This window comes from Streptomyces sp. NPDC058619 (genome assembly GCF_042717785.1).
Classification (GTDB): domain Bacteria; phylum Actinomycetota; class Actinomycetes; order Streptomycetales; family Streptomycetaceae; genus Streptomyces.
Genome location: NZ_JBHXQN010000017.1, coordinates 48,883 through 74,576, shown reverse-complemented (window position 1 = coordinate 74,576; position 25,694 = coordinate 48,883). Strand labels below are relative to the sequence as shown.

Below are 25,694 nucleotides of genomic sequence, written 5' to 3'. Positions count from 1 at the left end.
ACTCACTTGAGCCTGCTGGAGGCCAGCACGGACACGAGGTGCAGCACGGTCTGCAGCACCGCGATGCCGGCCAGTACGGCGACGCCCAGCCGGGAGAAGTACAGGTCGCCGCGCATCTGGTCCAGGACGGCCAGCACCAGGATGAGCAGGGACGCCTCGATGCCGAGGACGAGGCGGTGGAACTTGAGCGCGGCCGCGGCCCGGCGGGCGAGCGCCATGCCGGAGGAACGCGGTTCGGCCGCAGCGTCCTGGACCACGGGCTTCCCCGCCTGGTGGCGGGCGACGCCGACCAGGTCGGTCTCGGCCTTGATCAGGATCGCGCCGAGCGCCGCCAGGGTGCCCAGGAAGGCCCACAGCCAGTCGATCCGCCCGCTGCCCCAGAGGTCGGAGGCGCGCAGGCCGAAGCCGACGAGGACCGCGGCGTCGCACAGGTAGGCGCCGACCCGGTCGAGGTAGACCCCGGAGAGCGAGTACTGCTTCTTCCAGCGGGCGACCTCGCCGTCGACGCAGTCGAGCAGCAGGTACATCTGCACCGCGACCACGCCGAGGACCGCGCCCCAGACACCGGGGATGAGCAGGGCCGGGAGGGCGAGGACGCCGGCGAGGGTCATCACGTAGGTCAGCTGGTTCGGCGTGACCCGGGTGGTGACCAGGAGGCGGGTGATGCGCAGGGAGATCTCGCGCATGTAGAGGCGCCCGCCCCAGTGCTCGCCGCTGACCCGGTCCTTGACGCCCGCCGGATGAACGACGGGCCGGAGTTCAGCTACGGATGGTCTTGGCATAGTCGGCGTAAGCGTCCCTGATCTCGGCGGCGGACAGGTTGAGGTGCTCCAGGATCGTGAAGCGTCCCGGGCGGGTCTGGGGGGCGTAGTCGACGGCGGCGACGAACTCGTCGACGCTGAAGCCGATCTCCTCGGGCGACACCGGCAGGCCGTGCCGGCGCAGCACCTCCACGAAGAGGCCCGACTGCTGCTCGGCGCCGCGCAGGTGCATGGCGAAGGCGGCTCCGAGACCGACCTGCTCGCCGTGGAGCGCGGAGCGCCCCGGGTACAGCAGGTCGAAGGCGTGGCTGATCTCGTGGCAGGCGCCGGACGACGGGCGGGTGTCGCCGCTGATCGACATGGCGATGCCGGAGAGGACCAGGCCCTCGGAGAGCACGGTGAGGAACTCGTCGTCGCCGCAGCCGCCGGGGTGGCGCAGCACGGACTCGCCGGCGGTGCGGGCCATCGCGGCGGCGAGGCCGTCCACGGGCTCGTCGTTGAGCCGGTGCGAGAGCTCCCAGTCGGCGATCGCCGAGATGTTGGAGATGACGTCGCCGATGCCCGCGCGGATGAACCGCACCGGGGCGTCCTTGATCACGTCGAGGTCGATCACCATGGCGATCGGCGTCGGCACGCCGTAGGAGCCGCGGCCGTTGTCGTTGTCCAGGATGGACACCGGTGAGCAGATGCCGTCGTGCGAGAGGTTGGTGGCGACGGCCACCATGGGCAGTCCGACCCGCGCCGCGGCGTACTTCGCCACGTCGATGATCTTGCCCCCGCCCAGGCCCACGACGGCGTCGTAGCGGTTGCCCTTCATGTCGTCGGCCAGCTTCACGGCGGAGTCGATGGTGCCGTCGACGACCGGGTACCAGTCGGCGTGCGGCAGCACGGGCTCCAGCTTGGCGCGCAGCGCCACGCCGGAGCCGCCGCTGATCGCGATCGCCAGCTTGCCGGACGCCGAGATCCGCTGGTCGGCCAGGAGGCCGGCCAGGTCGTCCATGGCGCCGCGGCTGATGTCGACGACGACCGGCGAGGGGATCAGCCTGGTCAGTACTGGCATGCGATCGTCCGGCCCTTGGCGAGGTCGTCGTGGTTGTCGATCTCGACCCACTTGACGTCGCCGATGGGGGCCACGTCGATCGTGAAACCGTCGTTGACGAGCTGCTGGTAGCCGTCCTCGTAGTAGAGGTCGGGGTCGCGCTCGAAGGTGGTCTTCAGCGCGTCGGCCAGCTCTTCGGCGGCCTCGGGCTCGATGAGGGTGACGCCGATGTACTCGCCCGTCGCGTCGGCCGGGTCCATCAGCTTGGTGATCTTCCGCACGCCCTCGCCGTCGGCGGTGACGACCTTCATCTCCTCGTCGGCCAGGCTCTTGACCGTGTCGAGGGCGAGGATGATCTTCTTGCCGTCGCCGCGGGCGGCGAGCAGGGTCTTCTCGACGGAGACCGGGTGGACGGTGTCGCCGTTGGCGAGGATCACGCCCTGCCGCAGGACGTCACGCGCGCACCACAGGGAGTAGGCGTTGTTCCACTCCTCGGCCTTGTCGTTGTCGATCAGCGTGATCTTGACGCCGTACTTGGCCTCCAGGGCCTCGCGGCGCGCGTAGACCGCTTCCTTGCGGTAGCCGACGACGACGGCGACCTCGGTGAGGCCGACCTCGGCGAAGTTGCCGAGGGTCAGGTCGAGGACCGTGATGCTCTCCTCGTCGCCTTCGGGGCCGACGGGCACGAGGGCCTTGGGCAGGGTGTCGGTGTAGGGACGCAGACGGCGTCCGGCACCGGCAGCGAGTACAAGGCCGATCATGCTGGTTCTCCTTCGTCGTGTACGGCGGGTGCTCCGGAGGAGACCCAGAAGCGGATGCTCTCCACGAGCACCACGAGTGCCACGAACACGGCAGTGGCCGTGAGCGCGACGGGAAACGCGTCGCGTGCGAGGACGGCGGCCAGGACCACGGTCAGCAGGACCCGGCCCTCGTGACCGCCGATCGACCGCACCAGCCAGTGCGGGGGCGCGCCGGTGCCACCGCGAATCCGGTACACCGTGTCGTAGTGATGGTAGGCGACCGCCGCGATCAGGCCGAATGCCGCCGGAAGGGCTCCGGGGACGTCCGCCTTCGCGGCGAGGATCAGCACGGTGGTGTACTCGGCCGCCCGGAACACGGGCGGGACGAGCCAGTCGAGGGCGCCGGTGAGCGGGCGCGCGACGGCGGCTCCGGCGAGCAGCGCGTAGAAGACGGCGGCGATGATCACCTGGCGGCTGCCGAAGTCGTGGGCCCAGGCGGTCCAGAGCAGGGCGACGGAGCCGATGACGGCGGCGGCGATCCCGGCACCGGGCGCCATGCGGCCGACGAGCCGGGCCGCGAGCTCGGCCAGCGGGCCCGAGTCGGCGAGGTCGGCGAGCGCCTGGGCGGCCCGGGGCGTGCGCTCGGCCTTGCGGGTCAGGGAGCGCAGGACGCGGCCGGCGGTGGTGTAGAGGGCGCCGAAGGCGCAGCCGACGAGCAGTGCGTAGAAGACGGTCCGGGGGGTGGTGAGCGCGGTCAGCACCGCGATCATCGCCCAGCGCTCGCCGATCGGGAGGATGATCATCCGGCGGAGCCAGACGGTCCAGCCGACGCTGTCGAGCTTGTCGGAGAGCGCGGCCGTGGGGCTCGTGTTCGCGGTGGCGTCGTGGTTGGCCTCGTTGAAGGCGAAGTCGACGACGTGGCGGCAGGTCATGAGGATCATGGAGCCGAGCGCGAGGGCCCAGACGTCGTCCCCGTCGCGGGCGGCGCCGAGGGCGAGGCCCGCGTAGAAGGAGTACTCCTTCGCGCGGTCGAAGGTGGCGTCGAGCCAGGCGCCCATCGTCGAGTACTGGAGCGAGTAGCGGGCGAGCTGCCCGTCGGTGCAGTCCAGGACGAACGAGACGAGCAGCAGCACGCCGGCGGCGACGTAGCCCCAGCGGTCGCCGGTCGCGGCGCAGCCGGCCGCGATCAGGGCGGTGATCAGCGAGGCGGTGGTGACCTGGTTCGGGGTCAGGCCGCGGCGCGCGCACCATCGGGCGATGTAGCGCGAGTACGGGCTGATGAAGAAGGTGGTGAAGAAACCGTCGCGGGACTTCACGGCGGTCCGCAGCCGTACGGCCTCGTCGTCGACGGAGGCGACGGCGGCGGCGGCCTCGGCCCGCTCCGCCGTGGTCGCGGGGACGGTGGCGACGAGCGTCCCGAGCTCGGGGCGCTGGACGGCGGTGCCGGCGGCCTCGACCGCTTCGGCGAGGCGGTCCGCGTACGGGACGCGGAGCGCCGGGCCGGCGCCGACGGGTGCGCCCGGGGCGCCGCCGGTGAGCGCACCCGCGGCCGCCGCGCGGTCCAGGGCTGGACGGGCGCCGGGCTGGACGGCGAAGGCACCCGTGACGGCGCAGGCGTCGAAGCGGGGGTCGGTCAGCGCGAGGCGCAGCGCGTGGACGTGCCCGACGAACTCGCTGTCGACGAAGGCGACCCGCTGGTCGGCCGGTACGCGGGCCAGTGCGGCTGCCGCGTCCTCGGGGTCGGTGGCGGGGCGGACGTCGAAGCCGAGGGAGCGCAGCTCGTCCGCGAGCGGTGATCCGGGCACCGGCAGGCCGGTAAGGATGACGGTCGGCAGGCGAACTCACTCCTTGTAACGAAATCCGAAGCGCGCGCCGCGTGGGCGGCGACACGTCGGCAGAGGCTATCGGATGAATGGAAGCAAGGGTTCATCACCCGTTTACGCCCCGATAAGCCGAATATTCCCGGGCCCCGGGCCCGGGCGGGATCATCATTGACGATCATGGCGAGGGATCACAAACCGCCCCGGTGCTACGGTGGACGGCGGCGCGTACGAGTTTCGTCAATGCGTCCCAAATCACCACACGGTGACCGAACGGGAAAGAGGTGGGGTTGATGACCGTCGTGAAGGTCGCGGCCATGCGCAGCGAACTCCGGCACACCCCCACTTCCTTCCGGGCATCCGGCCAGGCCTGATCACGCACTGACTGATCGGTCCCGTCGGCCGGAGCCCCCGTTCAAGGGTTCACGTTGACCGACGCCGACAACACCCGCTCCACCGGCTCTTCCGACGCCTTCTCCGGCTCGGGCCTGCCCGAGTCCGGCTCATCCGTCTCCGAGGCCGCCGTCTCTGCGGCAGCCGTCTCTGCGGCTGCCTTCTTCGAGGCGTTCCTCACCCTGCACGACGGTCTGCCCCGGCAGGCCCCCGGCTCCGACGCGTCCACCCGGCACCTGCTGTCCCTGTGCGGACCGCTGCCCGAGCGGCCGCGCGTCCTCGACCTGGGCTGCGGTCCGGGCCGCAGCGCCCTGCTGCTCGCCGCCGAGGCGGGCGCGGCGCACGGCGCCGAGGTGACCGCCGTCGACCTGCACGAGGGGTTCCTCGACGAGCTCCGTACGGCCGCCACGGCCCGCGGGCTCGCCGACCGCGTCCGCACCGTCCCGGCGGACATGGGCGCACTCCCCTTCGAGGACGGCTCCTTCGACCTCGTCTGGGCGGAGGGCTCCGCCTACGTCATCGGCTTCGACACCGCGCTCGCGCAGTGGAAGCGGCTGCTCGCCCCCGGCGGCACCCTCGTGCTGACCGAGTGCGAGTGGACCGTCGCGGAGCCGTCCGCCGGTGCGCGCGCCTTCTGGGACCCCCAGTGCGCGCTGCGCACCACCGCGCGCAACCTCGCGGCCGCCCAGGCCGCCGGATACCGGGTGCTCGGCGTGCACCGGCTGCCCGACTCCGACTGGGACGAGTACTACGGTCCGCTCGCGGAGCGGGCCCGCACCCTCTCCGGCGGGGGATCCCCCGCCGGAGAGGCCGCGCTGGCCGCCACCCGCGCCGAGCTCGACACCCGGGCCCGCCACGGGCACGAGTACGGCTACACCGGGTACGTCCTGCGCCCGGTGACCGCCGGGGACGGACCCGCCTGGCCCGCCCGGCCGGAGACCGCGGCCGACGCGGCCGCCGTACGGGCCGTCAACCTGGCGGCGTTCGACACCCCGCTCGAAGCCGACCTCGTGGACGCTCTGCGCGCGGACGCCTCCTGGATCCCCGGGCTGTCGTACGTGGCCGAGGGCCCCGACGGTTCGGTGGCGGCGCACGCCCTGCTCACCGCCTGCGAGGTCGACGGCGCGCGTGCGCTGGCGCTCGCGCCGGTGGCGGCCGATCCGGCGCTCCAGCGGTCGGGCGCGGGCAGCTCGGTCGTACGGGCCGTGCTCGCGGCGGCCAGGGAGCGCGGGGAGCCGTTGGTCCTCGTCCTGGGGCACCCGGAGTACTACCCGCGCTTCGGTTTCGTGCCGGCGTCGCGCTTCGGGATCCGGGCGCCGTTCGAGGTGCCCGACGAGGCGCTGATGGCCCTGGTGCTGGACGATTCCGTTCCGGTGCCGGCGGGAACGATCGGTTATCCGGCCCCGTTCGGGGTCTGCCGTACCGGACGCGGACGTCCGTCCCTCCTCGTCGTACCACGCGGGGAGGGGCGGACATGCGTGGATCTCCGAAGTGGGGACAAGCCGCTTTTGTACGGCAGACTGAAGGCCGGAGTCCGAAGCGAAGGATGGGTATGCCGACCACACCAGCCACCGCCGCGAACAGCGCGTCCAACGGCACCGGTACTCAGGAAGCGATCATGCTCGAACTGGTCGACGAGGCCGGCAACACCATCGGCACGGCGGAGAAGCTGTCCGCCCATCAGGCGCCCGGCCTGCTGCACCGTGCGTTCTCGGTGTTCCTCTTCGACGAGGAGGGCCGCCTGCTGCTCCAGCAGCGGGCCCTCGGGAAGTACCACTCGCCCGGCGTCTGGTCGAACACCTGCTGCGGTCACCCCTACCCCGGGGAGTCGCCGTTCGCGGCGGCCGCGCGGCGGACCCACGAGGAGCTGGGGCTGTCCCCGTCGCTGCTCGCGGAGGCGGGCACCGTGCGCTACAACCACCCGGACCCCGCGTCGGGCCTGGTGGAGCAGGAGTTCAACCACCTGTTCGTGGGACTGGCGCAGTCGGCGCTGCGGCCGGATCCGGAGGAGGTCGGCGACACCGCGTTCGTCAGCGCCGCCGAACTGGTGAAGCGCCACGCCGACGATCCGTTCTCCGCCTGGTTCATGACCGTGCTCGACGCGGCGCGGCCGGCGATCCGCGAACTGACCGGGGACGCCGCGGGCTGGTAGGCCGCGGGCCGGGAGGCCCTGGCATCGATCTCGGCATCGGCCTCGGCGGATCAGACCACCGGGGCCTGGGCGGCCAGCGGCAGGGCCGCCCAGATGACCTTGCCCCCGGTCGAGGTGTGCTCGACGTCGCAGACCCCGCCGGCCTCCCGCGTGATCTCCCGCACCAGGAGCAGGCCCCGCCCACCGGTCTGGCCGAAATCGGCCTCCAGCGCCTTGGGCCGGTACGGGTGGTTGTCCTCGACGGCCACCCGTACCCATTCCCGGCCGATCGCCACCTCCACCGCGACCTCCGGCGAGAGCAGGGCGGCGTGCCGGACCGAGTTCGTCACCAGCTCGGAGACGATCAGCAGCAGGGAGTACACCAGGTCCTGCTGGGCAGGCACCCCCTGCCGGCCGAGGAGCTCGCGCACCGCGCGGCGCGCCTGCGGAACGGATTCTTCTACCGCGGGAGCCGTGAATCGCCACACTCCCTCGTACGCGAGGGGGTCGGCCACGCCCTCCGGCGCCCCCTCCTCCTCCCCGTTCGGCGGGACGCTCCCGCTGTCGTCCATCTTCCGTCCCCCGTCTTCACGATCGATCGTCTCCACGCGTCAAGAGTGGGGACCAGCCTGGCCGGACCGGACCGCTGACCATAAGTCAGCGTCATTCGGACGCTTTCTGACCGTCGGCGTATGACAGAGTCAGTTGTTCGACTGTTCCTGATCTTCTGTCGGTCGCTTCTCGGCCGTCCCGCGGGTACCGCCCACCGCGCCCGCCTCGGGCGACACCTCGTCCTCCCTGACCAACCCCAGGATGCGCCGGGCCCCCATGCCCAGCGCCACCAGGCTCAGGCCGTCGAACAGCAGGGCGAGGGAGAAGAAGGTTCCGATCACGTACAGGCTGTTGCCGGGCCAGTTGGACAGGATCAGGATGCCCAGCAGGACCCCGAAGGCGCCCTGGACGAGCGCGAGACCGAAGTTGCTGCCGCGCACCACCAGCGAGCCGACCAGACGGAACAGCCCGCCGGTGAGGAAGAGCAGCGCGGCGAACATGGTGAGTGCCTCGGCGCTCGCCTCGGGGCGGCGCAGGATCACGAAGCCGGCCGCGATGTTGATCGCCGCGACGATGACGGCGAGCCAGAAGTAGTTGCTCTTGCGCGACTGCACGGCCTGCAGCAGTCCCACCACGCCGCCGATGAGCAGCAGCCACCCGAAGAGGAACATCGACGTCAGCGTGGCCACGCTGGTGTAGACGAGACCGACCAGACCCGCCAGGACGAGGATCACCCCGAGCGCGGCCAGCAGCCCGAAGCGGCGGCCCAGCTTCTTCTTCTCCTGCCGCGGCTCCCGGCCCTTCGCCTCGGTACGGTCTGCGCCCATGAGCGTGCCACCTCCTCGCACCCCCCGGGGACGGACTCCCTTGATCATAGGAGCGGGCGCCCCGGATAGCATCCGGCGCATGGACGCAGCCCTGGACCCAGTGCCCGGTGCGGCCCTCCGGCACGCGGTCGCCGGCGGAGTCGCCACCGTCGTCATCTCGCACCCCGCCAAGCGCAACGCCATGACGGCCGCCATGTGGCGGGCGCTTCCCCGGCTGCTGGACGGCTTCGCGGCCGACCCCGCCGTACGGGCGCTCGTCCTGACCGGAGACGGCCCGACCTTCTGCGCGGGGGCGGACATCTCCTCCCTGACCGGGGACGACGACCCGCAGGCCTTGGCCGTGGCGGCGGAGGAGGCCCTGGCCGCCTTCCCGAAGCCGACGCTCGCGGCGGTCCGCGGCTTCTGCGTCGGCGGGGGCGGCCAGCTCGCCGCCGCCTGCGACCTGCGGTTCGCGGAGGAGGGTGCGTCGTTCGGGGTGACCCCGGCGAAGCTGGGCATCGTCTACCCGGCCTCCTCCACCCGGCGCCTCGCGTCGGTGGTGGGCCCCGCGTGGGCCAAGTACCTGCTCTTCTCGGCGGAGTTGGTCGACGCGGAGACGGCGCTGCGCGCCGGCTTCCTGAACGAGCTGCTGCCGACCGGGCAGTTGGACAAGCGGATCGCGGAGTTCACCCGGATCCTGGTCGCGCGCTCGCAGCTGACACAGGCGGCGGCCAAGGAGTTCGCGGACGGGCGCACGGACCGGGACGCGTACTGGGCGGGCCAAGCGGCCGGGAGCGACGACACCGCGGAGGGCGTCGCCGCGTTCCTCTCCCGCCGCCCGCCCGTCTTCACGTGGACGCCGGACGCGGGCGCTACTGCGGGCTGAGCCCCCGCAGGCGCGCGACGAGCTCGGCCGGGGCCTTGTCCGGCGAACCCGCGTCGTAGGGCGGCTGCGGGTCGTACTCGGTCATCAGCTGGACGGTCTGGGCGACCTCGTCGCCGGCGATCCTGCCGAGCAGGGTCAGACCCATGTCGATCCCGGAGGACACCCCTGCGGCGGTGACGTACTTACCGTCGAACACCACCCGCTCGCCCGTGGGCTCGGCCCCGAAGCGGGGCAGCCGGTCCAGGTACAGCCAGTGCCCGGCCGACCGGCGCCCGTCGAGCAGACCGGCCGCGGCGAGCAGCAGCGAGCCGGTGCAGACGGACGTGGTCCAGGTGGTGGTCGCGTCGACGGCCCGCAGCCAGTCGAGGACGGCGGGGTTCTCCATCTCCACCTCCGGGTGCGGCCCGCCGGGCACGATCACGATGTCGGGCCGCGTCACCTCGCCGAGCGCCTTGTCGGCGACGAGCGCGAGCGCTCCGCTGTCGGTGCGGACCGGACCGGGGCGCTCGGCGACGAACACGGTCTCGGCGCCGGGAAGCCGGCCGAGGGTGTCGAAGGGGCCGATGGCGTCGAGGGCGGTGAAGCGGTCGTAGAGCAGTACGGCGATCTGCATGGCTCCTCCGGAGCGGTGACTTGGTACGGGGACTCGGTACGGGGGTCGTTACGGCGGTCGGCTGCTGGGGGCGGCGGTCCGCGGGTCCCGCCGCGCGGGGAGGGTGCCCCCGGCGCAGGTGCCCGGCGCCGCGGCCCCGGCGCGGCCGTCACGGCGCGGCCGTCACGGGCCGCGCGCGGCGGGCCTCGCGGCCGGCGCCGCGGGGCGCGGGCCGTCACGGGGTGCCGAAGCGGCGGCGGTACTCGGCCGGGGACTGGCCCAGGGTCTTCACGAAGGCCCGCCGCAGCGCCTCCGGCGTCCCGTACCCGCAGGCCCGGGAGATCTGCGCGATGCCCTCGCCGCCCTCCTCCAGGAGCCTGCGCGCGTGCTCCACGCGCACCCGCTCCACGTACCGCCCCGGCGTCACCCCCGTCTCCGCGCGGAAGGCGCGGGCGAAGTGGCGCGGCGAGAGGCGGGCCCGCAGGGCCAGGGCCTCCACGCTCAGGTCGCCGTCCGGGTGCTCGGTGATCCAGTGCTGTACGTCGCGCAGCGGCTCGCGCCGTGCCGTCTGGGCCGCCAGCTGCGCGCTGAACTGGGCCTGACTGCCCGGTCTGCGCAGGAACACCACGAGGTGGCGGGCGATCGTGAGCGCCACGTCCCGCCCGTGGTCCTCCTCCACGAGCGCCAGGGCCAGGTCGATCCCGGCCGTGACCCCGGCCGAGGTGGCCACCGGCCCGTCCCGCACGTAGATCGGGTCGGGCTCGACGGTGACGGCCGGGTAGTCCCGGGCCATCTGCTCGCACGCGTTCCAGTGGGTGGTGGCCCGGCGCCCGTCGAGCAGCCCGGCCTCGGCCAGCAGCAGCCCTCCCGTGCACACCGACACCAGCCGCTCCGCGCCTGGGGCCCGGGCGCGGAGCCAGTCGGTGAGCCTCGGTTCGAAGTCGGCCGTGTACCGGCCGCCGGGCACCAGCAGCGTGGTGCCGGGCCCCGGCCGGGCGCTCTCCAGGTCCCCGTCGGGCAGCAGGGTCAGACCGCTGCCGGTGCGGACCGGGGCGCCGCCCGGGGACACCGTCCGGATCGTGTAGCCGGTCAGACCGGGGAAGCGGGCCACGGCGTCGAACACCTCGACCGGTCCGGTGACGTCCAGGCTCTGCACCCCGTCGTAGAGGACGGCGAGCACGTTTCGCGACGGCATGCACCCATGGTGTGACGCCGGGCGGGTGGCCGCAATGACGGGCGTCCCACCTTTCCTGCCATGCGGCCGGTCGCTGCCGCTGCCGCCCCCGGCGTCGCCGCGGCCGTCCGGCCCCGGCGCACCGGCGCGGCCGCGGCAGGGTGACGGCCTCGCTCGGCCTGGACGCGACCCGTGGTACTGCTGACCCCGGTGGTGCCGGCGACCGCCGCGCGGCTGGGGGCCCGGTCCCGGCCTCACGCCCTGGCCACCGCGCACCTCGGCGGGCTGCCCTTCACCCGGTTCGCGGCGCTGATGACCCTGCCCTGGCTCGCGGCGATCGGGGTGGAGTACGCGGTGTTCCGGCGCTGGTTCCGGGCCGATCTGGCGGCGCCGCCGGAGCACGTCCCCGAGGCCGCCGAGCCGGTTCCGGTGCCGCGCTTCGCGCTCCGGGTGCTCGGGCTGACCCCGGCCGGGTTCGCCGCGGCCTCCTTCGCGGGGGCGGGCCCGGCCTGGGCGGCGCTCGCGGGCGCGGTGGTGCTCTCCGTACGGGCGCTGCGGCGCCGGGAGACGACCCTGCGCCGGATCGGAGCTCCGCCGCACCCGTCTTCTGCCTGTTCGTGCTGGCCCTGGGCATGGTGGTGCGGGCCGTGGTGGACCACGGGCGGGGCGACGCACTGGCCCGGATCCTGCCGTCCGGGGAGTCGCTCGCCGCGCTGCCGGCGATCGCGGGGGTGGCCGCCGTACTGGCCAACCTGATCGACAACCTGCCCGCGGTGCTGGCGCTGCTCCCGCTGACCGCCCCCGCCGGGCCCGGGCCGGTGCCGGCCGTGCTGATCGGCGCGAACATCGGCCCGAACCTGACCTCGGCCGGCTCGCCGGCCACCCTGCTGTGGCGGCGGATCCTGCACGCGCACGACGACCGGGTCTCCCTCGGGGAGTGCACCCGCCTCGGCCTGGTCACCACTCCGGCCGCCCTCGTCGCCGCCGTGGCCGCCCTGTGGGCGGGCCTGCGACTGGTCGGAGACTGAGCGCCGGGCCCGGATAGGATCGGCAGATCATGACTGCAACCCTCGTCGCCAAGAAGCTCACCGCCGCGCACGGCGAGCGCACCCTCTTCGCCGATCTCGACCTCGTCGTCGCGCCCGGTGACGTCATCGGTCTCGTCGGCGTCAACGGCGCCGGGAAGTCCACCCTGCTGCGGATGCTCGCCGGGCTGGACGCTCCCGAGACCGGTGAGCTGCGCCTCTCCCCGCCGAGCGCCGCCGTGGGCCTCCTCCCGCAGGAGCCTGAGCGGCGGCCCGAGGAGTCCGTACGGGAGTTCCTGGCCCGGCGCACGGGTGTGGCGGCGGCGCAGGCGGACCTGGACGAGGCGACCCAGGGCCTGGTGGACGGCACCCCGGGCGCGGACGACGCGTACGCGACGGCGCTGGACCAGTGGCTGAACCTCGGCGGCGCCGACCTCGACGAGCGCGCCCAGGAGGTCGCGGACGACCTCGGGCTGGCGGTCGGCCTGGACCTGCCGATGACGGCGCTCTCGGGCGGGCAGGCGGCCCGGGCGGGCCTCGCCTCGCTGCTGCTCTCCCGGTACGACGTGTTCCTGCTGGACGAGCCGACCAACGACCTGGACCTGGACGGCCTGGAGCGGCTGGAGCAGTTCGTGAAGGGTCTGCGTGCCGGCACGGTCGTCATCAGCCACGACCGCGAGTTCCTGACCCGGACGGTCACCAAGGTCCTCGAACTCGACCTGGCCCAGCAGGAGATCAACCTCTACGGCGGCGGCTACGACTCCTACCTGGAGGAGCGCGAGCGGGCCCGCGGCCACGCCCGCGAGGAGTTCGAGGAGTACGCGGGCAAGAAGTCGGCCCTGGAGGGCCGGGCCCAGATGCAGCGCAACTGGATGGACAAGGGCGTGCGCAACGCCCGCCGCAAGTCGAGCGACAACGACAAGATCGGCAAGAACCTGCGCGGCGAGTCCAGCGAGAAGCAGGCCGCCAAGGCCCGCCAGACGCAGCGCGCGATCGAGCGCCTCGACATCGTCGACGAGCCGCGCAAGGAGTGGGAGCTGCGCATGGAGATCGCGACGGCGCCGCGCTCCGGCTCCGTGGTGGCGACCCTGCGCGAGGCGGCGCTCACGCGCGGGGACTTCGCCTTCGGGCCGGCCAGCCTGCAGATCGACTGGGCGGACCGGGTGGCGATCACCGGGGCCAACGGCGCGGGCAAGTCCACGCTCCTCGCCGTCCTGCTGGGCCGGCTGGCACCGGACTCGGGTGCGGCGACGCTCGGCTCCGGCGTCCTGGTCGGCGAGGTCGACCAGGCGCGCGGGCTGTTCCTCGGCGGCGAGCCGCTGCTGGAGGCGTTCTGCGCGGCGGTCCCGGACACCGAGCCCGCCGAAGTCCGCACGCTGCTGGCCAAGTTCGGGCTGAAGGCGGCCCACGTGCTGCGTCCGGCGGCCACCCTCTCGCCGGGCGAGCGCACCCGGGCGGCGCTCGCGCTGCTCCAGGGCCGCGGGGTGAACCTGCTGGTCCTCGACGAGCCCACGAACCACCTGGACCTGCCGGCGATCGAGCAGCTGGAGGCCGCCCTGGAGGCGTACGAGGGCACGCTGCTCCTCGTCACGCACGACCGCCGCATGCTGGACGCGGTCCAGGTGACCCGCCGCCTGCGCGTCGCGGACGGCAAGGTCACCGAGCTGTAGCCGCGGCGCGGGCGCGGCGCCGCGGCCGGCCCCGTCAGTGCGCGGCGTCCGCCGGGGGACGCCTCGTGCGGGCCATCCTCCGGGCGACGAAGCCGCGCGGGAGGTGGCGGGCGGCGAGCGCGTACGCCTGGTAGCGGCGGCCGGTGATGCTGATCGGGCGGCGCCGGGCGAGGTCCTTCAGCGCCTTGGCCACCACGGCGTCCGGCTCCAGCCAGACGGCGTCGCGCAGGGCGCTGACGTCCATCCCGGCCCGCGCCTGGAACTCGGTGCGGGTGAAGCCGGGGACCACCGCCAGGACCCGGACCCCGTACGGTTCCATGTCCACCCGGAGCGACTCGCTGAACGCGGTCACCCACGCCTTGGCCGCGCCGTACGTCCCGGTCGGCAGCAGGCCCGCCACCGAGGACACGTTCAGCACCGCGCCCCGGCGCCGCTCGCGCAGGCCGGGCGCCGCCGCGTGGGTGAGCCGCAGCGGGACCCTGACCAGCAGGTCGAGCATCCGCTCCTCGTCCTCTACCGGGCTGTACGGGAAGGGCGCGGGCAGCCCGAAGCCGGCGTTGTTGACGAGGACGTCCACGGGCGCCGCCCGGTCGGCGAGCCGCTCAGCGACCGCGGCCAGGCCCCGCTCCGTCAGCAGGTCGGCGGGCAGTACCTCGGCGGGCACGCCGTACGCGCGGCCGAGCCGCTCGGCGACGGCGTCCAGCCGCTCCTTGTCGCGGGCCACGAGCACCAGGGCGCAGCCCTTGGCGGCGAAGCCGCGGGCGAAGGCCTCGCCCAGGCCGGCGCTGGCACCGGTGATCAGTACGGTGGTCAAGGGGTGTCACTTCCTCGCGGTGGTGCGGTTCACGGGGTGGCGGCGATGGCCGGCGAGGTGTACGCCCGGGCCACGTCGACGAGGAACCGGGCCTCGTCCTCCAGGTCCCCGCCGTCCTCGGAGGTCTGGATCGCGGCGGGCAGTTCCAGCGCGGCCGCCGATGCGCTCTGCCCGGGCAGCCCGGCCAGTTTGGCCCGGCGGGCCTCCCGCAGTACGCGGGCCAGCGCGGCCGCGGTGCGGCGCTGCTCGGGGACCCCGGCTCCGGCGACGTGGGTGCGGGCGAGTTCCAGGGCGCCCGGGGCGACGTGCTCCCCCAGGATCAGGATCGCGTCGCGCGTCTCGATGACCTTGCGGTAGACGAGCAGGTTGCGCGGGACCGGCGGCCACAGCAGCTCGACGACCCGGCCGGCCCGCGGCTTGTTGAGCGCCACGTGCGGGACGGCCTGCACCAGGTCGCGCCAGAGCGGCCACAGCCGCCAGGCGGTGACGACGTCGGCAGCGGTGCGCCGGAAGGTGAACAGGGTCGGCACCAGGATCGCGGCGGCGCGCAGCAGGCCGTGCAGGTTCATCAGCAGCGGCAGCGCGGGCATCGCCCAGGTGCTGCCGGACAGGGCCTTGAGCAGGTACGCCAGCCAGAACAGTCCGGCGAGGGCCGTGCCGAGGCCGAACAGCCGCAGCCCGGCGGCCAGTCCGCGGCTCTCGGTGCGGCGGCTGTAGCGCCAGCACAGGGCGACGCAGACGGTGTTGGCGATCACGTGCGCGGAGATCAGGACCAGCCAGTACGCCAGGGAGGGCACCGGGTCGCCGACCGGCGGCATGGTGTGCGTGCCGTGTCCCGGCGCGGCCGCGTCCAAGGCGACGAGCGCGGCCAGCCAGGCCACCGTGGCGGCGCCGGAGGCGAGTTGGAGCCTTCGGCCGCGGGTGGTGGCGGCGACGAAGTAGAGCACGGCGCCGGCGGACAGCACCCCGATGAGGTTGCGGACGAGGCCGATGGTGTGCGCGTAGCCCGGGTCGCGGCCCATGGCGTAGGCGACGACGGAGGGGAGGTTCAGGGTCATCGCGGCGGCGGCGGTGGCGACGGCGAGCCACAGGCCGCGCTGGTGCGGGGAGCGCAGGGCGCCCGGGGCGCGCAGCAGGACGGCGATCCACAGGCAGACGACGCTCGGGACGGCGAGCCAGTCGCCGAAGGCGGTCAGGTCAGCTGCCATCGTTCCCCCGCTCGTACCCCATGGCGGACTCCAGCCGGGCGAGGACGCCCCCGGGCCGGGCCGCGGACGGGGGGCCCGCGTTCACCGTACGGATGCGGATCATGCTGGCGAGCATCTCCGCCTCCTGCTCCTGGCGGGTGGTGTAGTTGGTGCGTCCCAGCACGGTGGGTGCGCCGCCGTCGGCCTCCTCCCCCTCCAGCGAGTGGTGGCCGAACAGGATGTGGCCGAGCTCGTGGAGGACGATGTGCTCCCGGTGCAGCGGGGTGGTCTGCGCCTCGTAGAAGACGTAGTCGATGCTCGCGGTGCCCACCCAGAGCCCGCAGACCCCGGACTCCGCGGCTTCCCTGGGCAGCGGGTGGAGCCGGATGGGGCGGCCGCGCTGCTCTGCGATGCGGTCGCAGAGCGCGTCGAGGGAGAACGGACGGGTGAGATCCAGATGGCCGAGAATGTTCTCGCACCTCTTGCGCAGGCTGAGTTGCCGGTGGGGCATGTGATCCCTCTTCGGACCCTTTCTCGGGCAGCGTCGGTAGGCGTGTGGGGGCATGGGCATGGCGTCCTGTGCCTTCAAGGCGGCCTCGGGGAAAACGGTCCTGAAAACGGTCCTGAGGGGGGAACACGGAAGCCCGTTCGCCGGGTGACGAACGGGCGTTCCACCATGCCTACAGATCTTGTACGGACGTTGGCAAGGCACCTTCCCCTGTGGGGAGGCTATTCGGCCATTCCGTACGGGTGCCGCGGGCGCCGGGGTGGCTTCAACGGCACGGCGCGGCCGCCGCGGCTACCGCTTGCGGCGCTCCTCGGGGCCGGTGAGGCCGGCGCGGCGCAGGGCGTCGGCCATGGCGCTGTTCGCCGGGGCCGGGGCGGAGGTACCGGGGCGCTGGCCCTGGCCGCGCTGGCCCTGGCCGGCCGGTGCCTGGCTCCGCTGGCCCTGGCCGGCGTTCTGGCCGCCGCTCTGGCCGCGCTGCTGCGGGGGCCGGCCGCCGCCGCCCCGCCGCTCCTCGCGCTGGCGGGGTGCGCCGGGGGGACGCTCCGCCCCGGGCTCGTCGTCGATGCGCAGGGTGAGCGAGATCCGCTTGCGCGGGATGTCGACCTCCATGACCTTGACCCGGACGATGTCGCCGGGCTTGACCACGTCGCGCGGATCCTTGACGAAGGTCTTCGACAGGGCCGAGACGTGTGCCAGGCCGTCCTGGTGGACGCCGATGTCGATGAAGGCTCCGAAGGCGGCCACGTTGGTGACCACGCCCTCCAGGATCATTCCGGGGGCCAGGTCGCCGATCTTCTCCACGCCCTCCTTGAAGGTGGCCGTCTTGAAGGCGGGGCGCGGATCCCGGCCCGGCTTCTCCAGCTCGCGCAGGATGTCCGTGACCGTGGGCAGGCCGAAGGCCTCGGTGACGAACTGCTCCGGCCGCAGGGAGCGCAGCACGCCGGTGTTGCCGATCAGGGCCGCCACCTCGCCGCCCGCCGTCTTGCCCATGGCCCGGACCACCGGGTAGGCCTCGGGGTGCACGGCCGAGGAGTCCAGCGGGTCGTCCCCGTCGCGGATCCGCAGGAAGCCCGCGCACTGCTCGTACGCCTTCGGGCCGAGGCGGGCGACGTCCTTGAGCCCCTTGCGGCTGCGGAAGGGGCCGTTGGCGTCGCGGTGGGCGACGATGTTCTCGGCGAGGCCGCCGCTGATGCCCGACACGCGGGAGAGCAGGGGCGCGGAGGCCGTGTTGACGTCCACGCCGACGCCGTTCACGCAGTCCTCGACGACCGTGTCGAGCGAGCGCGAGAGCTTCACCTCGGCCAGGTCGTGCTGGTACTGGCCGACGCCGATCGACTTCGGGTCGATCTTCACGAGCTCGGCGAGCGGGTCCTGGAGCCGGCGGGCGATGGAGACGGCGCCGCGCAACGACACGTCCATGTCGGGGAGTTCCTGCGAGGCGAAGGCCGAGGCCGAGTACACGGAGGCGCCCGCCTCCGAGACCATCACCTTGGTGAGCCGGAGCTCGGGGTGGCGGGCGATGAGGTCCGCGGCCAGCTTGTCGGTCTCGCGGGAGGCGGTGCCGTTGCCGATGGCGACCAGCTCGACCGCGTGCTCCTTGGCGAGGCGGGCCAGCTTGGCGAGGGACTCGTCCCACTTGTTGGCGGGGACGTGCGGGTAGATCACCTCCGTGGCGACGACCTTGCCGGTGGCGTCCACGACCGCGACCTTGACGCCGGTGCGGAAGCCCGGGTCGAGGCCGAGCGTGGCCCGGGTGCCGGCGGGCGCGGCGAGCAGCAGGTCGCGCAGGTTGGCCGCGAAGACCCGTACGGCCTCGTCCTCGGCGGCCTGGCGCAGGCGCGTGCGCAGGTCGATGCCGAGATGCACCTGGATCTTCGTGCGCCAGGCCCAGCGGACGGTGTCGGCCAGCCACTTGTCGCCCGGCCGGCCGCGGTCGTTCACCCCGGCGCGGCGGGCGATCATGCCCTCGTAGGTGGAGGGGCCGGGGGTGTCCGCGTCCTCGGGGGTTTCCGGCTCCAGGTCGAGGACGAGGACGTCCTCCTTCTCGCCGCGCAGCATGGCGAGCACGCGGTGGGAGGGCAGCGCGGTGAACGGCTCGGCGAAGTCGAAGTAGTCGGCGAACTTGGCGCCCGCCTCCTCCTTGCCCTCGCGGACCTTCGCGGCGAGCCGGCCGCGGCCCCACATGCGCTCGCGCAGTTCGCCGATCAGGTCGGCGTCCTCGGCGAACTTCTCGGTGAGGATGGCGCGGGCGCCCTCCAGGGCGGCCGCCGCGTCGGCGACCCCCTTGTCCCCGTCGACGAACGCGGCCGCGGCGACGGCCGGTTCGACCGACGGGTCGGCCAGCAGGCCCTCGGCGAGCGACTCCAGGCCCGCCTCGCGGGCGATCTGCGCCTTCGTGCGCCGCTTGGGCTTGAAGGGCAGGTAGATGTCCTCCAGCCGGGCCTTGGTGTCGGCCGCGTTGATCCGCGCCTCCAGGTCGGCGTCGAGCTTGCCCTGCTCCCGTACGGAGTCCAGGATCGCGGCGCGCCGGTCCTCCAGTTCCCGCAGGTACCGCAGCCGCTCCTCCAGGGTGCGCAGCTGGGCGTCGTCGAGCATCTCGGTCGCTTCCTTGCGGTAGCGCGCGATGAACGGCACGGTGGAGCCGCCGTCGAGCAGCTCCACGGCGGCCTTGACCTGCCGTTCCCGTACGCCGAGCTCCTCGGCGATCCTGCATTCGATGGACGTCGTCACGATCGGGTCCCGCCTGCCTTCGTTTGCACTGGAAGGCTGCCAATTGTGGCAGGTGGCCGCGACAAGGGCGGGTAAGCCCGCCACACGGCGGCTCCGGAACGGGTCAGGCCTTGCCGCGGAGGTCCCCCGGGAAGGCCCCGGCGGTGACGGCCCGCGCCACGAATCCGCCGCCGAGTTCCGCCAGCCGGGCCAGGCCGGCCGCGCCGAGGTGCTCGTACGGGGCGGCGTCCAGCCGGTCGGTCTCGGCCTCCAGCCGCTCGCGCAGGGCGGCGCCCTCCGCGGTGAGCTCGCCGTCGGCGTCGAGGACCCCGCGCCGGCGCAGCCGGTCCGTGGCGGCGTCCAGGTCGGACTGCTCCCAGCCGCGGATGGCCTTGAGCCACTTCGGGGTCATGCCCTTGCCGGTGGCGGTGTGGCTGACCAGGGCTTCGAGCGGGTCCAGGCCGGCGGTGAGCAGGGCGGTGAGGTGGCCGTCGCCGCGGTGCTCGCGCAGCAGGGTGGCGGCGTGCCACAGGCGCAGGTGCGGCTCGGTGGGCACCGGGAGGTCGGCGTGGGCGGAGTAGAGGATGCGGCCGTGCCGGGTACAGGCCTCGGAGGCGCGCAGGGCCAGGTCGGCGGCCTCGGCGAGTTCGGGCGACTCGACGGTCTCGGCGCCGAGGAGGCGGCGCAGGGTGGCGTCGGCGGCGCGCACGCGGGCGGCGAGGGCCTCGGCGGGGGTGACGGTGTCCCACACGTCCGGGAGATGCCGGGCGACGAGGTCGTGGCGGTAGTTGTAGAACGCGGCGGTCACGGCGCCCGCCCCGACGGCTCCCAGGGCGGCGGACCGGTGGGCGAGGTTGACGGCGACCGGGTCCTTGACCCCGAGGGCGGCGAACTCCCTGGTGATGTCCGGGGAGAAGTACACGGTGGAGTGGAGCGGGTTGATCGCGCCGTGCCAGGCGTGCCGGGCGGCGAGCGGGGGAAGCGTCGAGGCGGTCATGGCGGCCAGGTTACCGACTGCTCAGTATGTCGGGTAGCCCGCTGTCGGCCACGACGGGTCCGGGGAGGCCGCGGAGGCCCGGGACGCCCCGCGCGGGCGGTCGTTTCCGGTCGTTCTCCGGCCCGGAACCGGCCTCGGAGCGGCCCGAGCCGGCCTCGGTGGGGCCCGCAGCCGGAGCCGGTGCGGCCCGGAGCCGGCCCGGTCCCCCGTCCCGGCCACCAATCCCCCGGGCCCGCCGCGCCCCCGCCGTCAGGCCGCAGGCCCCGTGCCACCGGCTCGCGGGACCCGCGGCGTGACGGCCGAATGGCGATCGTGTGAATGCAGGGGCCATGGACATGACGTGGGACGCCAGGGGTGAATACGGTCGAACGACGAGACCTTGAACCGCACTGTCTCCCCTACCACTTGGAGCCCTTCGTGCACCGCAAAGTCATCGCCCCGAGCGTGCTCGCCGCTTCGCTTCTGCTGGTGATCCCGGCGTCGGCGGCGAGTTCCGGTCCGGGTGCCCCGGGTATCGGCGATCCCTACTACCCGGCCAGCGGCAACGGCGGATACGACGTGTCGCACTACGACCTGCGCCTGCAGTACCAGCCGAAGACGGACCTCCTGGAGGGCACGGCCACCCTCCTGGCCACCACCAGGCAGGACCTCTCCCGCTTCAACCTCGACTTCGGCCTCAAGGTCAGCGAGATCCGGGTCAACGGCGCGAAGGCGAAGTTCGCCACGTCCGGCGACCACGAGCTGGAGGTCACCCCGGCGAAGCCGCTGGCGCGCAACACCTCGATCAGCGTCGTCGTCAAGTACGCCGGAAAGCCCTCCGAGTTCAAGGTGGACGGCTGGTCGGCGTGGCAGCGCACGCCGGATGGCGGTGTGGCCGCGCAGGAGCCGGACTCGGCGGTCTGGTGGTTCCCGAGCAACGACCACCCCACCGACAAGGCCACCTTCGACGTCTCCGTCAACGTCCCCGACGGCACCCAGGCCATCAGCAACGGCGTCCTCCAGTCGCAGACCTCGCGGCTCGGCTGGACCCGGTACAACTGGCGCTCCAACAAGCCGCAGGCCACGTACCTCGCCACCCTCGCGGTCGGCAAGTTCGACATCACCACCGACAAGACGGCGAGCGGACTGCCGATCCTCAACGCCTACAGCAAGGACCTCGGCGACAACGCGGGCGCCGCGCGCGCCAGCGTGGAGCGCACCGGCGAGGTCGCGGAGTGGCTGGAGGGCGTCTTCGGGCCGTACCCCTTCAACGCGCTGGGCGGCTACGTCCCGAACGTGACCGCCGGCTTCGCCCTGGAGACCCAGACCCGGCCGTTCTACGGCCCGCGCCAGTTCCAGAACGGCGCGAACGTCTCCGTGGTCGTGCACGAGCTGGCCCACCAGTGGTACGGCGACAGCGTGTCCGTCGAGGGCTGGAAGGACATCTGGATCAACGAGGGCTTCGCCCGCTACAGCCAGTGGCTGTGGTCGGAGAAGGAGGGCGAGGGCACCGCGCAGGAACTCGCCGACTGGGCGTACGCAACCCGCCCGGCCGAGGACCCGTTCTGGCAGGTCAAGCCGGGTGACCCGGGTCCGGAGAACCAGTTCCACGGCGCCGTGTACGACCGTGGCGCCATCGCCGTGCAGGCGCTGCGCAACGAGGTCGGCGACGAGAAGTTCTTCCAGATCCTGAAGGGCTGGCCGACCGAGCGGGCGCACGGCAACGCCAGGGTCGGCGACTTCGTGCGGTACGCCGAGAAGATCTCGAAGAAGCCGCTGGCCCAGCTGTTCGAGACCTGGCTCTACACCCCGGGCAAGCCGGACGTCTCGGCCCTGAACCCGGCCGCCGCCAAGGCCGCGCAGTCCCCCTCGGCCCGCTCGCTCCCGGCCGCCCCGGCCCAGCAGGTGGAGCCGAAGTCCTGGAAGAAGATCGCGGAGACGAACACGGTCCACGACCACGGCCACTGAGGTCCGTCAGCGGGCGGCGGCGTGCCATCGGGCCCGCGCCGCCCGCGCGACGGGCAGGTAGCGCAGCCGCTCGGGCAGGAGCGGTACGAGGATCCGCACGGCGGTGCTGAACCGCCGCAGGCGGCGTTCCTGGGCCGGGGTCCACTCCAGGCCGATCGCGGCGCGCGCGTCGGGCGGCATGTACCCGACGGTGACGAAGGCCCGCAGGCGCAGGAACGCCGCCCGCAGCACCGGCCACGTGAGGCGCAGCAGCAGCCGTACGGGCAGCGGGCCGCCCTCGGGGCGGGGCAGCGGCACGTCGGTGGCGACGAGCTCCCGGGCGACCTTCGTCGGCTCGATCTCCTCGGCCAGCATGCGGCGGTAGTAGACCCAGTACTCCTCGATGCTCTGCGGCATGTCCCGGTCGTGCAGCCCGAGGATGCGGCCCACCTGGAGCCACTCGCGGTAGAGCTGTTGCTCCTGGGCGGGGGTGAAACGGCGCAGCAGGTAGCGGCCCGCGTACAGGTAGACCGGGAAGCCGCTGGCGTGCACCCAGGCGTAGCAGGCGGGGTCGAGGGAGTGGTAGCGCCGGCCCCGGGTGTCGGTGCCCTGGATCTCCTTGTGCAGGCGGCGCACCCGGCGCCCCTCCTCGGCGGCGTCCTCCCCGCCGTACACCCACAGCTGGACCGAGCGCAGCGAGCGCTCGCCGCGGCCCCAGGGGTCGGTGCGGAAGACGGAGTGCTGGTCGACGCCGGCGCCGATGGCGGGGTGGGCGACCTGCATGGTGAAGGCGGCGGGGAGCATCAGCAGGGCGCGCACGTCGCCGGCGATGGTCCACAGCACGCCGCCGGGCGGCGGCGGCTCGGGGTCGGCGCGGCGGCCGGCGGCCGTCCGGCCCGGCGATCCCTTGGCGGAGTGTTCCGTCGTGCTCATGATCGCGTCCCCCAGATCTGGACCCGGGGCGTGTCTTCCGGACCCCCTTCTTCCCAGTATGACGGGGGTCGCGGGGCTTCTGCCGGGGCCGCCGCCGGTGCATCCTGCGGGGGTGGACCTGTCCCCCGCCGCGTTGCTGGAGGCCGCCGCCCCGTACGTGCTGGCGGTCGCGGCGATCACGCTGGCCGCCGTCGCCGCGGTCGCCGTGGCGCTGTTCGCCGTACTGCACCTCGCGCTGCGGCGGCGACAGCGGCGGCTGGGGCGGCTTCGGCGGGACCGCGGCTCCGGGGCCGCCCGTACCCCCGGGACGGGGGCCTCGCGGCGTTCACGTGGACCTCTGCGGAGGAGTGATCGGCTCCGGTCCCAGCGGCGCCCCCACGTCGTCGCGCTGCGGACAGAAAGTCTTGTCACGGGTGTTACCCCGAAGTAACCGTGGCTGCTTGGATGACGGAGCCGATCTTCCCCAGCAGGAATGATGGAGACCTCATGCTGCTCACCTCCCACCGCCGCCACCGGGCCGCCGCCGCGGCCGTCGCGGCGATAGCCGCCGGTGCGCTGGCCGCCACCACCGCGCCGGCCGCCTCGGCCGCGGAGAGCGCCGCTGCCCCGCGGCTCAGCGTCCTGTCGTACAACGTGTTCCTGATGAGCAAGAACCTCTACCCGAACTGGGGCCAGGACCACCGGGCTGCGGAGATCCCCAAGGCGGCCTTCTACCAGGGCCACGACGTCGTCGTCCTCCAGGAGGCCTTCGACAACGGCGCCTCGGACGCGATCAAGGCCAACTCGGCCTCGCGCTACCCGTACCAGACCCCCGTCGTCGGCCGCAGCAAGAGCGGCTGGGACGCCACCGGCGGCGCGTACTCCTCCACCACCCCGGAGGACGGCGGCGTCGCGGTCCTGAGCAAGTGGCCCATCGTGCGCAAGGAGCAGGTGGTCTACAAGGACGCCTGCGGCGCCGACTGGTGGTCGAACAAGGGCTTCGCGTACGCCGTGCTGAACGTCAACGGCGCCAGGGTGCACGTGGTGGGCACCCACGCGCAGTCCACGGACCCCGGCTGCGGCGCGGGCGAGGCGGCGGACATGCGCGCCCGCCAGTTCCGGTCGATCGACGCGTTCCTGGACGGGAAGAACATCCCGGCGAACGAGCAGGTCATCGTCGCCGGCGACCTGAACGTCGACTCGCACACCCCCGAGTACGCGTCCATGCTCGCCAACGCCGACCTGGCCGGCACCGACAGCCGCACCGGGCACCCGTACTCCTTCGACACCGCGCTGAACTCGATCGCGTCCTACCGCTACCCGACGGACCCGCGCGAGGACCTGGACTACGTCCTGTACCGCAAGGGCAACGCGCGCCCGGCGGGCTGGGAGAACAACGTGGTCAAGGAGCAGTCCGCGCCCTGGACCGTCTCCAGCTGGGGCACGTCCTACACGTACACCAACCTCTCCGACCACTACCCAGTGATCGGCCGCTGACGACCACGCGCCGTCCCCTCCCCCGCAACGCCCGGCGCATCCTTCCGATGCCCCTTCCGGCCCTTCGCGGCAGGAAGGGGCTCACGGGTTCCGAGGTCAGTCGAGCGGGAGCGCCTGGTGTGCGGCGACGATCGCGTCGATGCGGTGCGCGAGGTCGAAGTCCGCAGCGGTGAGGCGGTGGCCGGCGTCGTGGGTCGTGATCGACGCGCGGAGGCTGTCGATGCGGAGGTCGAGGTCGGCGTGATGCTGGACCCGCCGGGACCGATCGGCGATCGTCACGATCGCAGCCACCGCCGCGTGATATCGGATCGGATAGGTACAGGTGATCTCGTCGCCCCTCCGTTCCCACCCCGGCAGCCCGGCCAGACCCTGCGCTATCTCCTCGTCCGACAGCAACCTCGGTACGCCCACGTCAACTCCCCTCGTTCACAGGCGCCAGGACCTCGGCAAGGTCCCGGCCTACCGGGGCATCGTGCCACGGCCGCATGGCCCGTTCCAGGGTGACGAGTTCACGGCGCATCCGCGCGGACCCGGTCTCCACGGCGATCTCGGCGGCCGCCCGCGCGATGTCGACGGCCTGCTCCGGTTCCCGGGCACCGGCAGCGGCGGTAGCGTGCCGGGCGAGGTACACGCCGCGATCCCGGCGGGCGATCGCGGGAACCCCGTCAAGGACCTGCGACCACAGGGACTCCGCCTCGCGCCCCAGGCCAAGCCGGCCATAGCAGGTGGCGCGCTGCACTTCGAGGTAGCCGGGTGTCCGCCGGCAGGCGTTGCCCCAGGGCAGGTCGTCGTCGACTCGGGAGATCAGGCCGTCGGCCGCGTCGATGAGCCGGTCGACAGCGGTGCGGTCGCCGGTGAGGCTGGCGCCGTGAGCCTGCTGCTGCATGGCCATCAGCCTCACCTTGGGGAACAGACGGTCGTCTACGAGAGCAGCCTCGCACAGGTCGATGACTCCGTACCCGTCGCCGAGGTCGGTGCGGACCTGCGCGAGGTTGACGAGGCTGTAGCCGAAGAGGTGCGGGTCCCGGGACCGGGCCGCGATCTCCTGCGTTATCCCCCGCCAGAAGCTGGCCGCGCCGAGGTCGCCGGCGTCTTGGTAGAGCCAGCCGACGAGCGCGGCATACGCGGCGCCGACGCGGAGCAGCCCGCGGCGGGTCTCGCCTTGCGCGGAGCGGACAAGCTTGTCGATGAGCTGATACTGCGCGGATACGGTACCGATGAGGTCGTGCGGCCCGAGCAGCATGTCGGCCCGGTAGTGCCCCTCCAACTGCTCCTGGAAGCAGCTGATCAGCGCGGGATCGACGTGTTGCGTGGCCGTGGGGCCGGGCATGAGCGCGGCCGCAGTGACGTTGACGAAGGTCCGGCGGTTCACGTCTGCCTCTTGGTGTGCCTCCGGTCGGATCCAGCCGGCTGGCGGCTGGAACCCGAGCTCCTCAGGCCAGCGGCCGAGGGCATCGTGAAGGACGATCGCGGTGGCCTCCGGCGGCCAGCCGCGCTGACTCACGTCACCCTCCCAGCGCCGCCAGGTTCTGGCCGCCACGTGAAAATGTGGGTC

At 73.2% G+C, this 25,694-nt stretch carries 22 protein-coding genes and 2 pseudogenes; 8 read left to right on the top strand and 16 right to left on the bottom strand.

Going from position 1 to position 25,694, the window contains the following annotated elements:
- Window positions 1-2: 2 nt before the first annotated feature.
- The 4 genes from ACFWTC_RS18895 to ACFWTC_RS18880 are packed head-to-tail and all read right to left on the bottom strand — an operon-like array spanning window position 3 to window position 4,375.
- Entirely contained in the window at window positions 3-782 is a 780-nt protein-coding gene (locus ACFWTC_RS18895) for a CDP-alcohol phosphatidyltransferase family protein (protein WP_267720577.1), read from the bottom strand.
- Window positions 760-1,821: an iron-containing alcohol dehydrogenase family protein gene (locus ACFWTC_RS18890; protein ID WP_383918699.1), complete on the bottom strand. Its 1,062-nt coding sequence runs from the start codon at window positions 1,819-1,821 to the stop codon at window positions 760-762. Before ACFWTC_RS18890 ends, ACFWTC_RS18895 begins: the two co-directional genes overlap by 23 nt.
- Window positions 1,809-2,561 carry a sugar phosphate nucleotidyltransferase gene (locus tag ACFWTC_RS18885; protein WP_383918702.1) on the bottom strand — a complete coding sequence of 251 codons (753 nt, stop codon included), beginning with the start codon at window positions 2,559-2,561 and terminating at the stop codon, window positions 1,809-1,811. The genes ACFWTC_RS18890 and ACFWTC_RS18885 overlap by 13 nt, the downstream gene beginning before the upstream one ends.
- Window positions 2,558-4,375 carry a DUF5941 domain-containing protein gene (locus ACFWTC_RS18880; protein WP_383918896.1) on the bottom strand — a complete coding sequence of 606 codons (1,818 nt, stop codon included), beginning with the start codon at window positions 4,373-4,375 and terminating at the stop codon, window positions 2,558-2,560. Before ACFWTC_RS18880 ends, ACFWTC_RS18885 begins: the two co-directional genes overlap by 4 nt.
- 560 nt (window positions 4,376-4,935) lie before the next feature.
- Here ACFWTC_RS18880 and ACFWTC_RS18875 point away from each other — a divergent pair.
- Window positions 4,936-6,168 (top strand): annotated as a pseudogene (locus ACFWTC_RS18875) (methyltransferase domain-containing protein); the annotation flags it as partial.
- Between the two features lie 137 nt (window positions 6,169-6,305).
- On the top strand, window positions 6,306-6,905 hold the full coding sequence (idi, locus tag ACFWTC_RS18870; protein ID WP_383918704.1) for an isopentenyl-diphosphate Delta-isomerase: 600 nt from the start codon (window positions 6,306-6,308) through the stop codon (window positions 6,903-6,905).
- A 50-nt stretch (window positions 6,906-6,955) separates the two neighbouring features.
- Here the strand turns inward: idi and ACFWTC_RS18865 are convergent, their stop codons facing one another.
- Window positions 6,956-7,456: an ATP-binding protein gene (locus tag ACFWTC_RS18865; RefSeq protein ID WP_384028127.1), complete on the bottom strand. Its 501-nt coding sequence runs from the start codon at window positions 7,454-7,456 to the stop codon at window positions 6,956-6,958.
- Window positions 7,457-7,585: 129 nt separating this feature from the next.
- On the bottom strand, window positions 7,586-8,263 hold the full coding sequence (locus tag ACFWTC_RS18860; RefSeq protein ID WP_383918710.1) for an HdeD family acid-resistance protein: 678 nt from the start codon (window positions 8,261-8,263) through the stop codon (window positions 7,586-7,588).
- A gap of 79 nt (window positions 8,264-8,342) precedes the next feature.
- On the opposite strand from ACFWTC_RS18860, the gene ACFWTC_RS18855 reads away from it, so the two are divergent.
- On the top strand, window positions 8,343-9,128 hold the full coding sequence (locus ACFWTC_RS18855) for an enoyl-CoA hydratase/isomerase family protein (RefSeq protein WP_383918713.1): 786 nt from the start codon (window positions 8,343-8,345) through the stop codon (window positions 9,126-9,128).
- Here the strand turns inward: ACFWTC_RS18855 and ACFWTC_RS18850 are convergent.
- The gene (locus ACFWTC_RS18850) at window positions 9,115-9,741 is read right to left on the bottom strand and encodes a DJ-1/PfpI family protein (protein ID WP_383918716.1); all 627 of its coding nucleotides are present in this window, start codon (window positions 9,739-9,741) and stop codon (window positions 9,115-9,117) included. The two genes, ACFWTC_RS18855 and ACFWTC_RS18850, sit on opposite strands and share 14 nt — an antisense overlap.
- A gap of 214 nt (window positions 9,742-9,955) precedes the next feature.
- Window positions 9,956-10,915 (bottom strand): GlxA family transcriptional regulator, encoded by a 960-nt coding sequence (locus tag ACFWTC_RS18845; RefSeq protein ID WP_383918718.1) that lies wholly within the window; start codon window positions 10,913-10,915, stop codon window positions 9,956-9,958.
- A gap of 140 nt (window positions 10,916-11,055) precedes the next feature.
- Here ACFWTC_RS18845 and ACFWTC_RS18840 point away from each other — a divergent pair.
- Window positions 11,056-11,922: pseudogene (locus ACFWTC_RS18840) on the top strand (ArsB/NhaD family transporter); the annotation flags it as partial.
- A gap of 29 nt (window positions 11,923-11,951) precedes the next feature.
- Entirely contained in the window at window positions 11,952-13,589 is a 1,638-nt protein-coding gene (locus tag ACFWTC_RS18835; protein WP_384028117.1) for an ABC-F family ATP-binding cassette domain-containing protein, read from the top strand.
- Window positions 13,590-13,623: 34 nt separating this feature from the next.
- Here ACFWTC_RS18835 and ACFWTC_RS18830 read toward each other — a convergent pair whose 3' ends face one another.
- The 5 genes from ACFWTC_RS18830 to ACFWTC_RS18810 form a co-directional block, all read right to left on the bottom strand.
- The gene (locus ACFWTC_RS18830; protein ID WP_383918723.1) at window positions 13,624-14,403 is read right to left on the bottom strand and encodes an SDR family NAD(P)-dependent oxidoreductase; all 780 of its coding nucleotides are present in this window, start codon (window positions 14,401-14,403) and stop codon (window positions 13,624-13,626) included.
- Window positions 14,404-14,432: 29 nt separating this feature from the next.
- On the bottom strand, window positions 14,433-15,611 hold the full coding sequence (locus tag ACFWTC_RS18825; RefSeq protein ID WP_383918725.1) for an MAB_1171c family putative transporter: 1,179 nt from the start codon (window positions 15,609-15,611) through the stop codon (window positions 14,433-14,435).
- A complete protein-coding gene (locus ACFWTC_RS18820; protein WP_384028118.1) occupies window positions 15,601-16,101 on the bottom strand; it encodes a hypothetical protein in 501 nt (166 codons plus the stop codon). Before ACFWTC_RS18820 ends, ACFWTC_RS18825 begins: the two co-directional genes overlap by 11 nt.
- 288 nt (window positions 16,102-16,389) lie before the next feature.
- Complete coding sequence (locus ACFWTC_RS18815; protein ID WP_383918731.1) at window positions 16,390-18,828, bottom strand: Tex family protein; 2,439 nt, start codon at window positions 18,826-18,828, stop codon at window positions 16,390-16,392.
- Window positions 18,829-18,931: 103 nt separating this feature from the next.
- On the bottom strand, window positions 18,932-19,804 hold the full coding sequence (locus ACFWTC_RS18810) for a hypothetical protein (protein ID WP_383918734.1): 873 nt from the start codon (window positions 19,802-19,804) through the stop codon (window positions 18,932-18,934).
- 417 nt (window positions 19,805-20,221) lie between these two features.
- Between ACFWTC_RS18810 and ACFWTC_RS18805 the strand changes: the two genes are divergently transcribed.
- Window positions 20,222-21,751, top strand: a complete 1,530-nt coding sequence (locus ACFWTC_RS18805) for a M1 family metallopeptidase (protein WP_383918737.1) — start codon at window positions 20,222-20,224, stop codon at window positions 21,749-21,751.
- Window positions 21,752-21,757: 6 nt separating this feature from the next.
- On the opposite strand, the gene ACFWTC_RS18800 is transcribed toward ACFWTC_RS18805, so the two are convergent.
- Window positions 21,758-22,663: an oxygenase MpaB family protein gene (locus ACFWTC_RS18800; RefSeq protein WP_383918740.1), complete on the bottom strand. Its 906-nt coding sequence runs from the start codon at window positions 22,661-22,663 to the stop codon at window positions 21,758-21,760.
- A gap of 112 nt (window positions 22,664-22,775) precedes the next feature.
- On the opposite strand from ACFWTC_RS18800, the gene ACFWTC_RS18795 reads away from it, so the two are divergent.
- A complete protein-coding gene (locus ACFWTC_RS18795) occupies window positions 22,776-23,093 on the top strand; it encodes a hypothetical protein (RefSeq protein ID WP_383918743.1) in 318 nt (105 codons plus the stop codon).
- A gap of 56 nt (window positions 23,094-23,149) precedes the next feature.
- Window positions 23,150-24,139 carry a sphingomyelin phosphodiesterase gene (gene sph, locus ACFWTC_RS18790; protein ID WP_384028119.1) on the top strand — a complete coding sequence of 330 codons (990 nt, stop codon included), beginning with the start codon at window positions 23,150-23,152 and terminating at the stop codon, window positions 24,137-24,139.
- Between the two features lie 96 nt (window positions 24,140-24,235).
- On the opposite strand, the gene ACFWTC_RS18785 is transcribed toward sph, so the two are convergent.
- Both ACFWTC_RS18785 and ACFWTC_RS18780 read right to left on the bottom strand, forming a co-directional pair.
- Window positions 24,236-24,550, bottom strand: a complete 315-nt coding sequence (locus tag ACFWTC_RS18785; RefSeq protein WP_383918748.1) for a 4a-hydroxytetrahydrobiopterin dehydratase — start codon at window positions 24,548-24,550, stop codon at window positions 24,236-24,238.
- 1 nt (window position 24,551) lies between these two features.
- Window positions 24,552-25,511, bottom strand: a complete 960-nt coding sequence (locus tag ACFWTC_RS18780; protein ID WP_384028120.1) for a Twin-arginine translocation pathway signal — start codon at window positions 25,509-25,511, stop codon at window positions 24,552-24,554.
- Window positions 25,512-25,694: the final 183 nt, after the last annotated feature.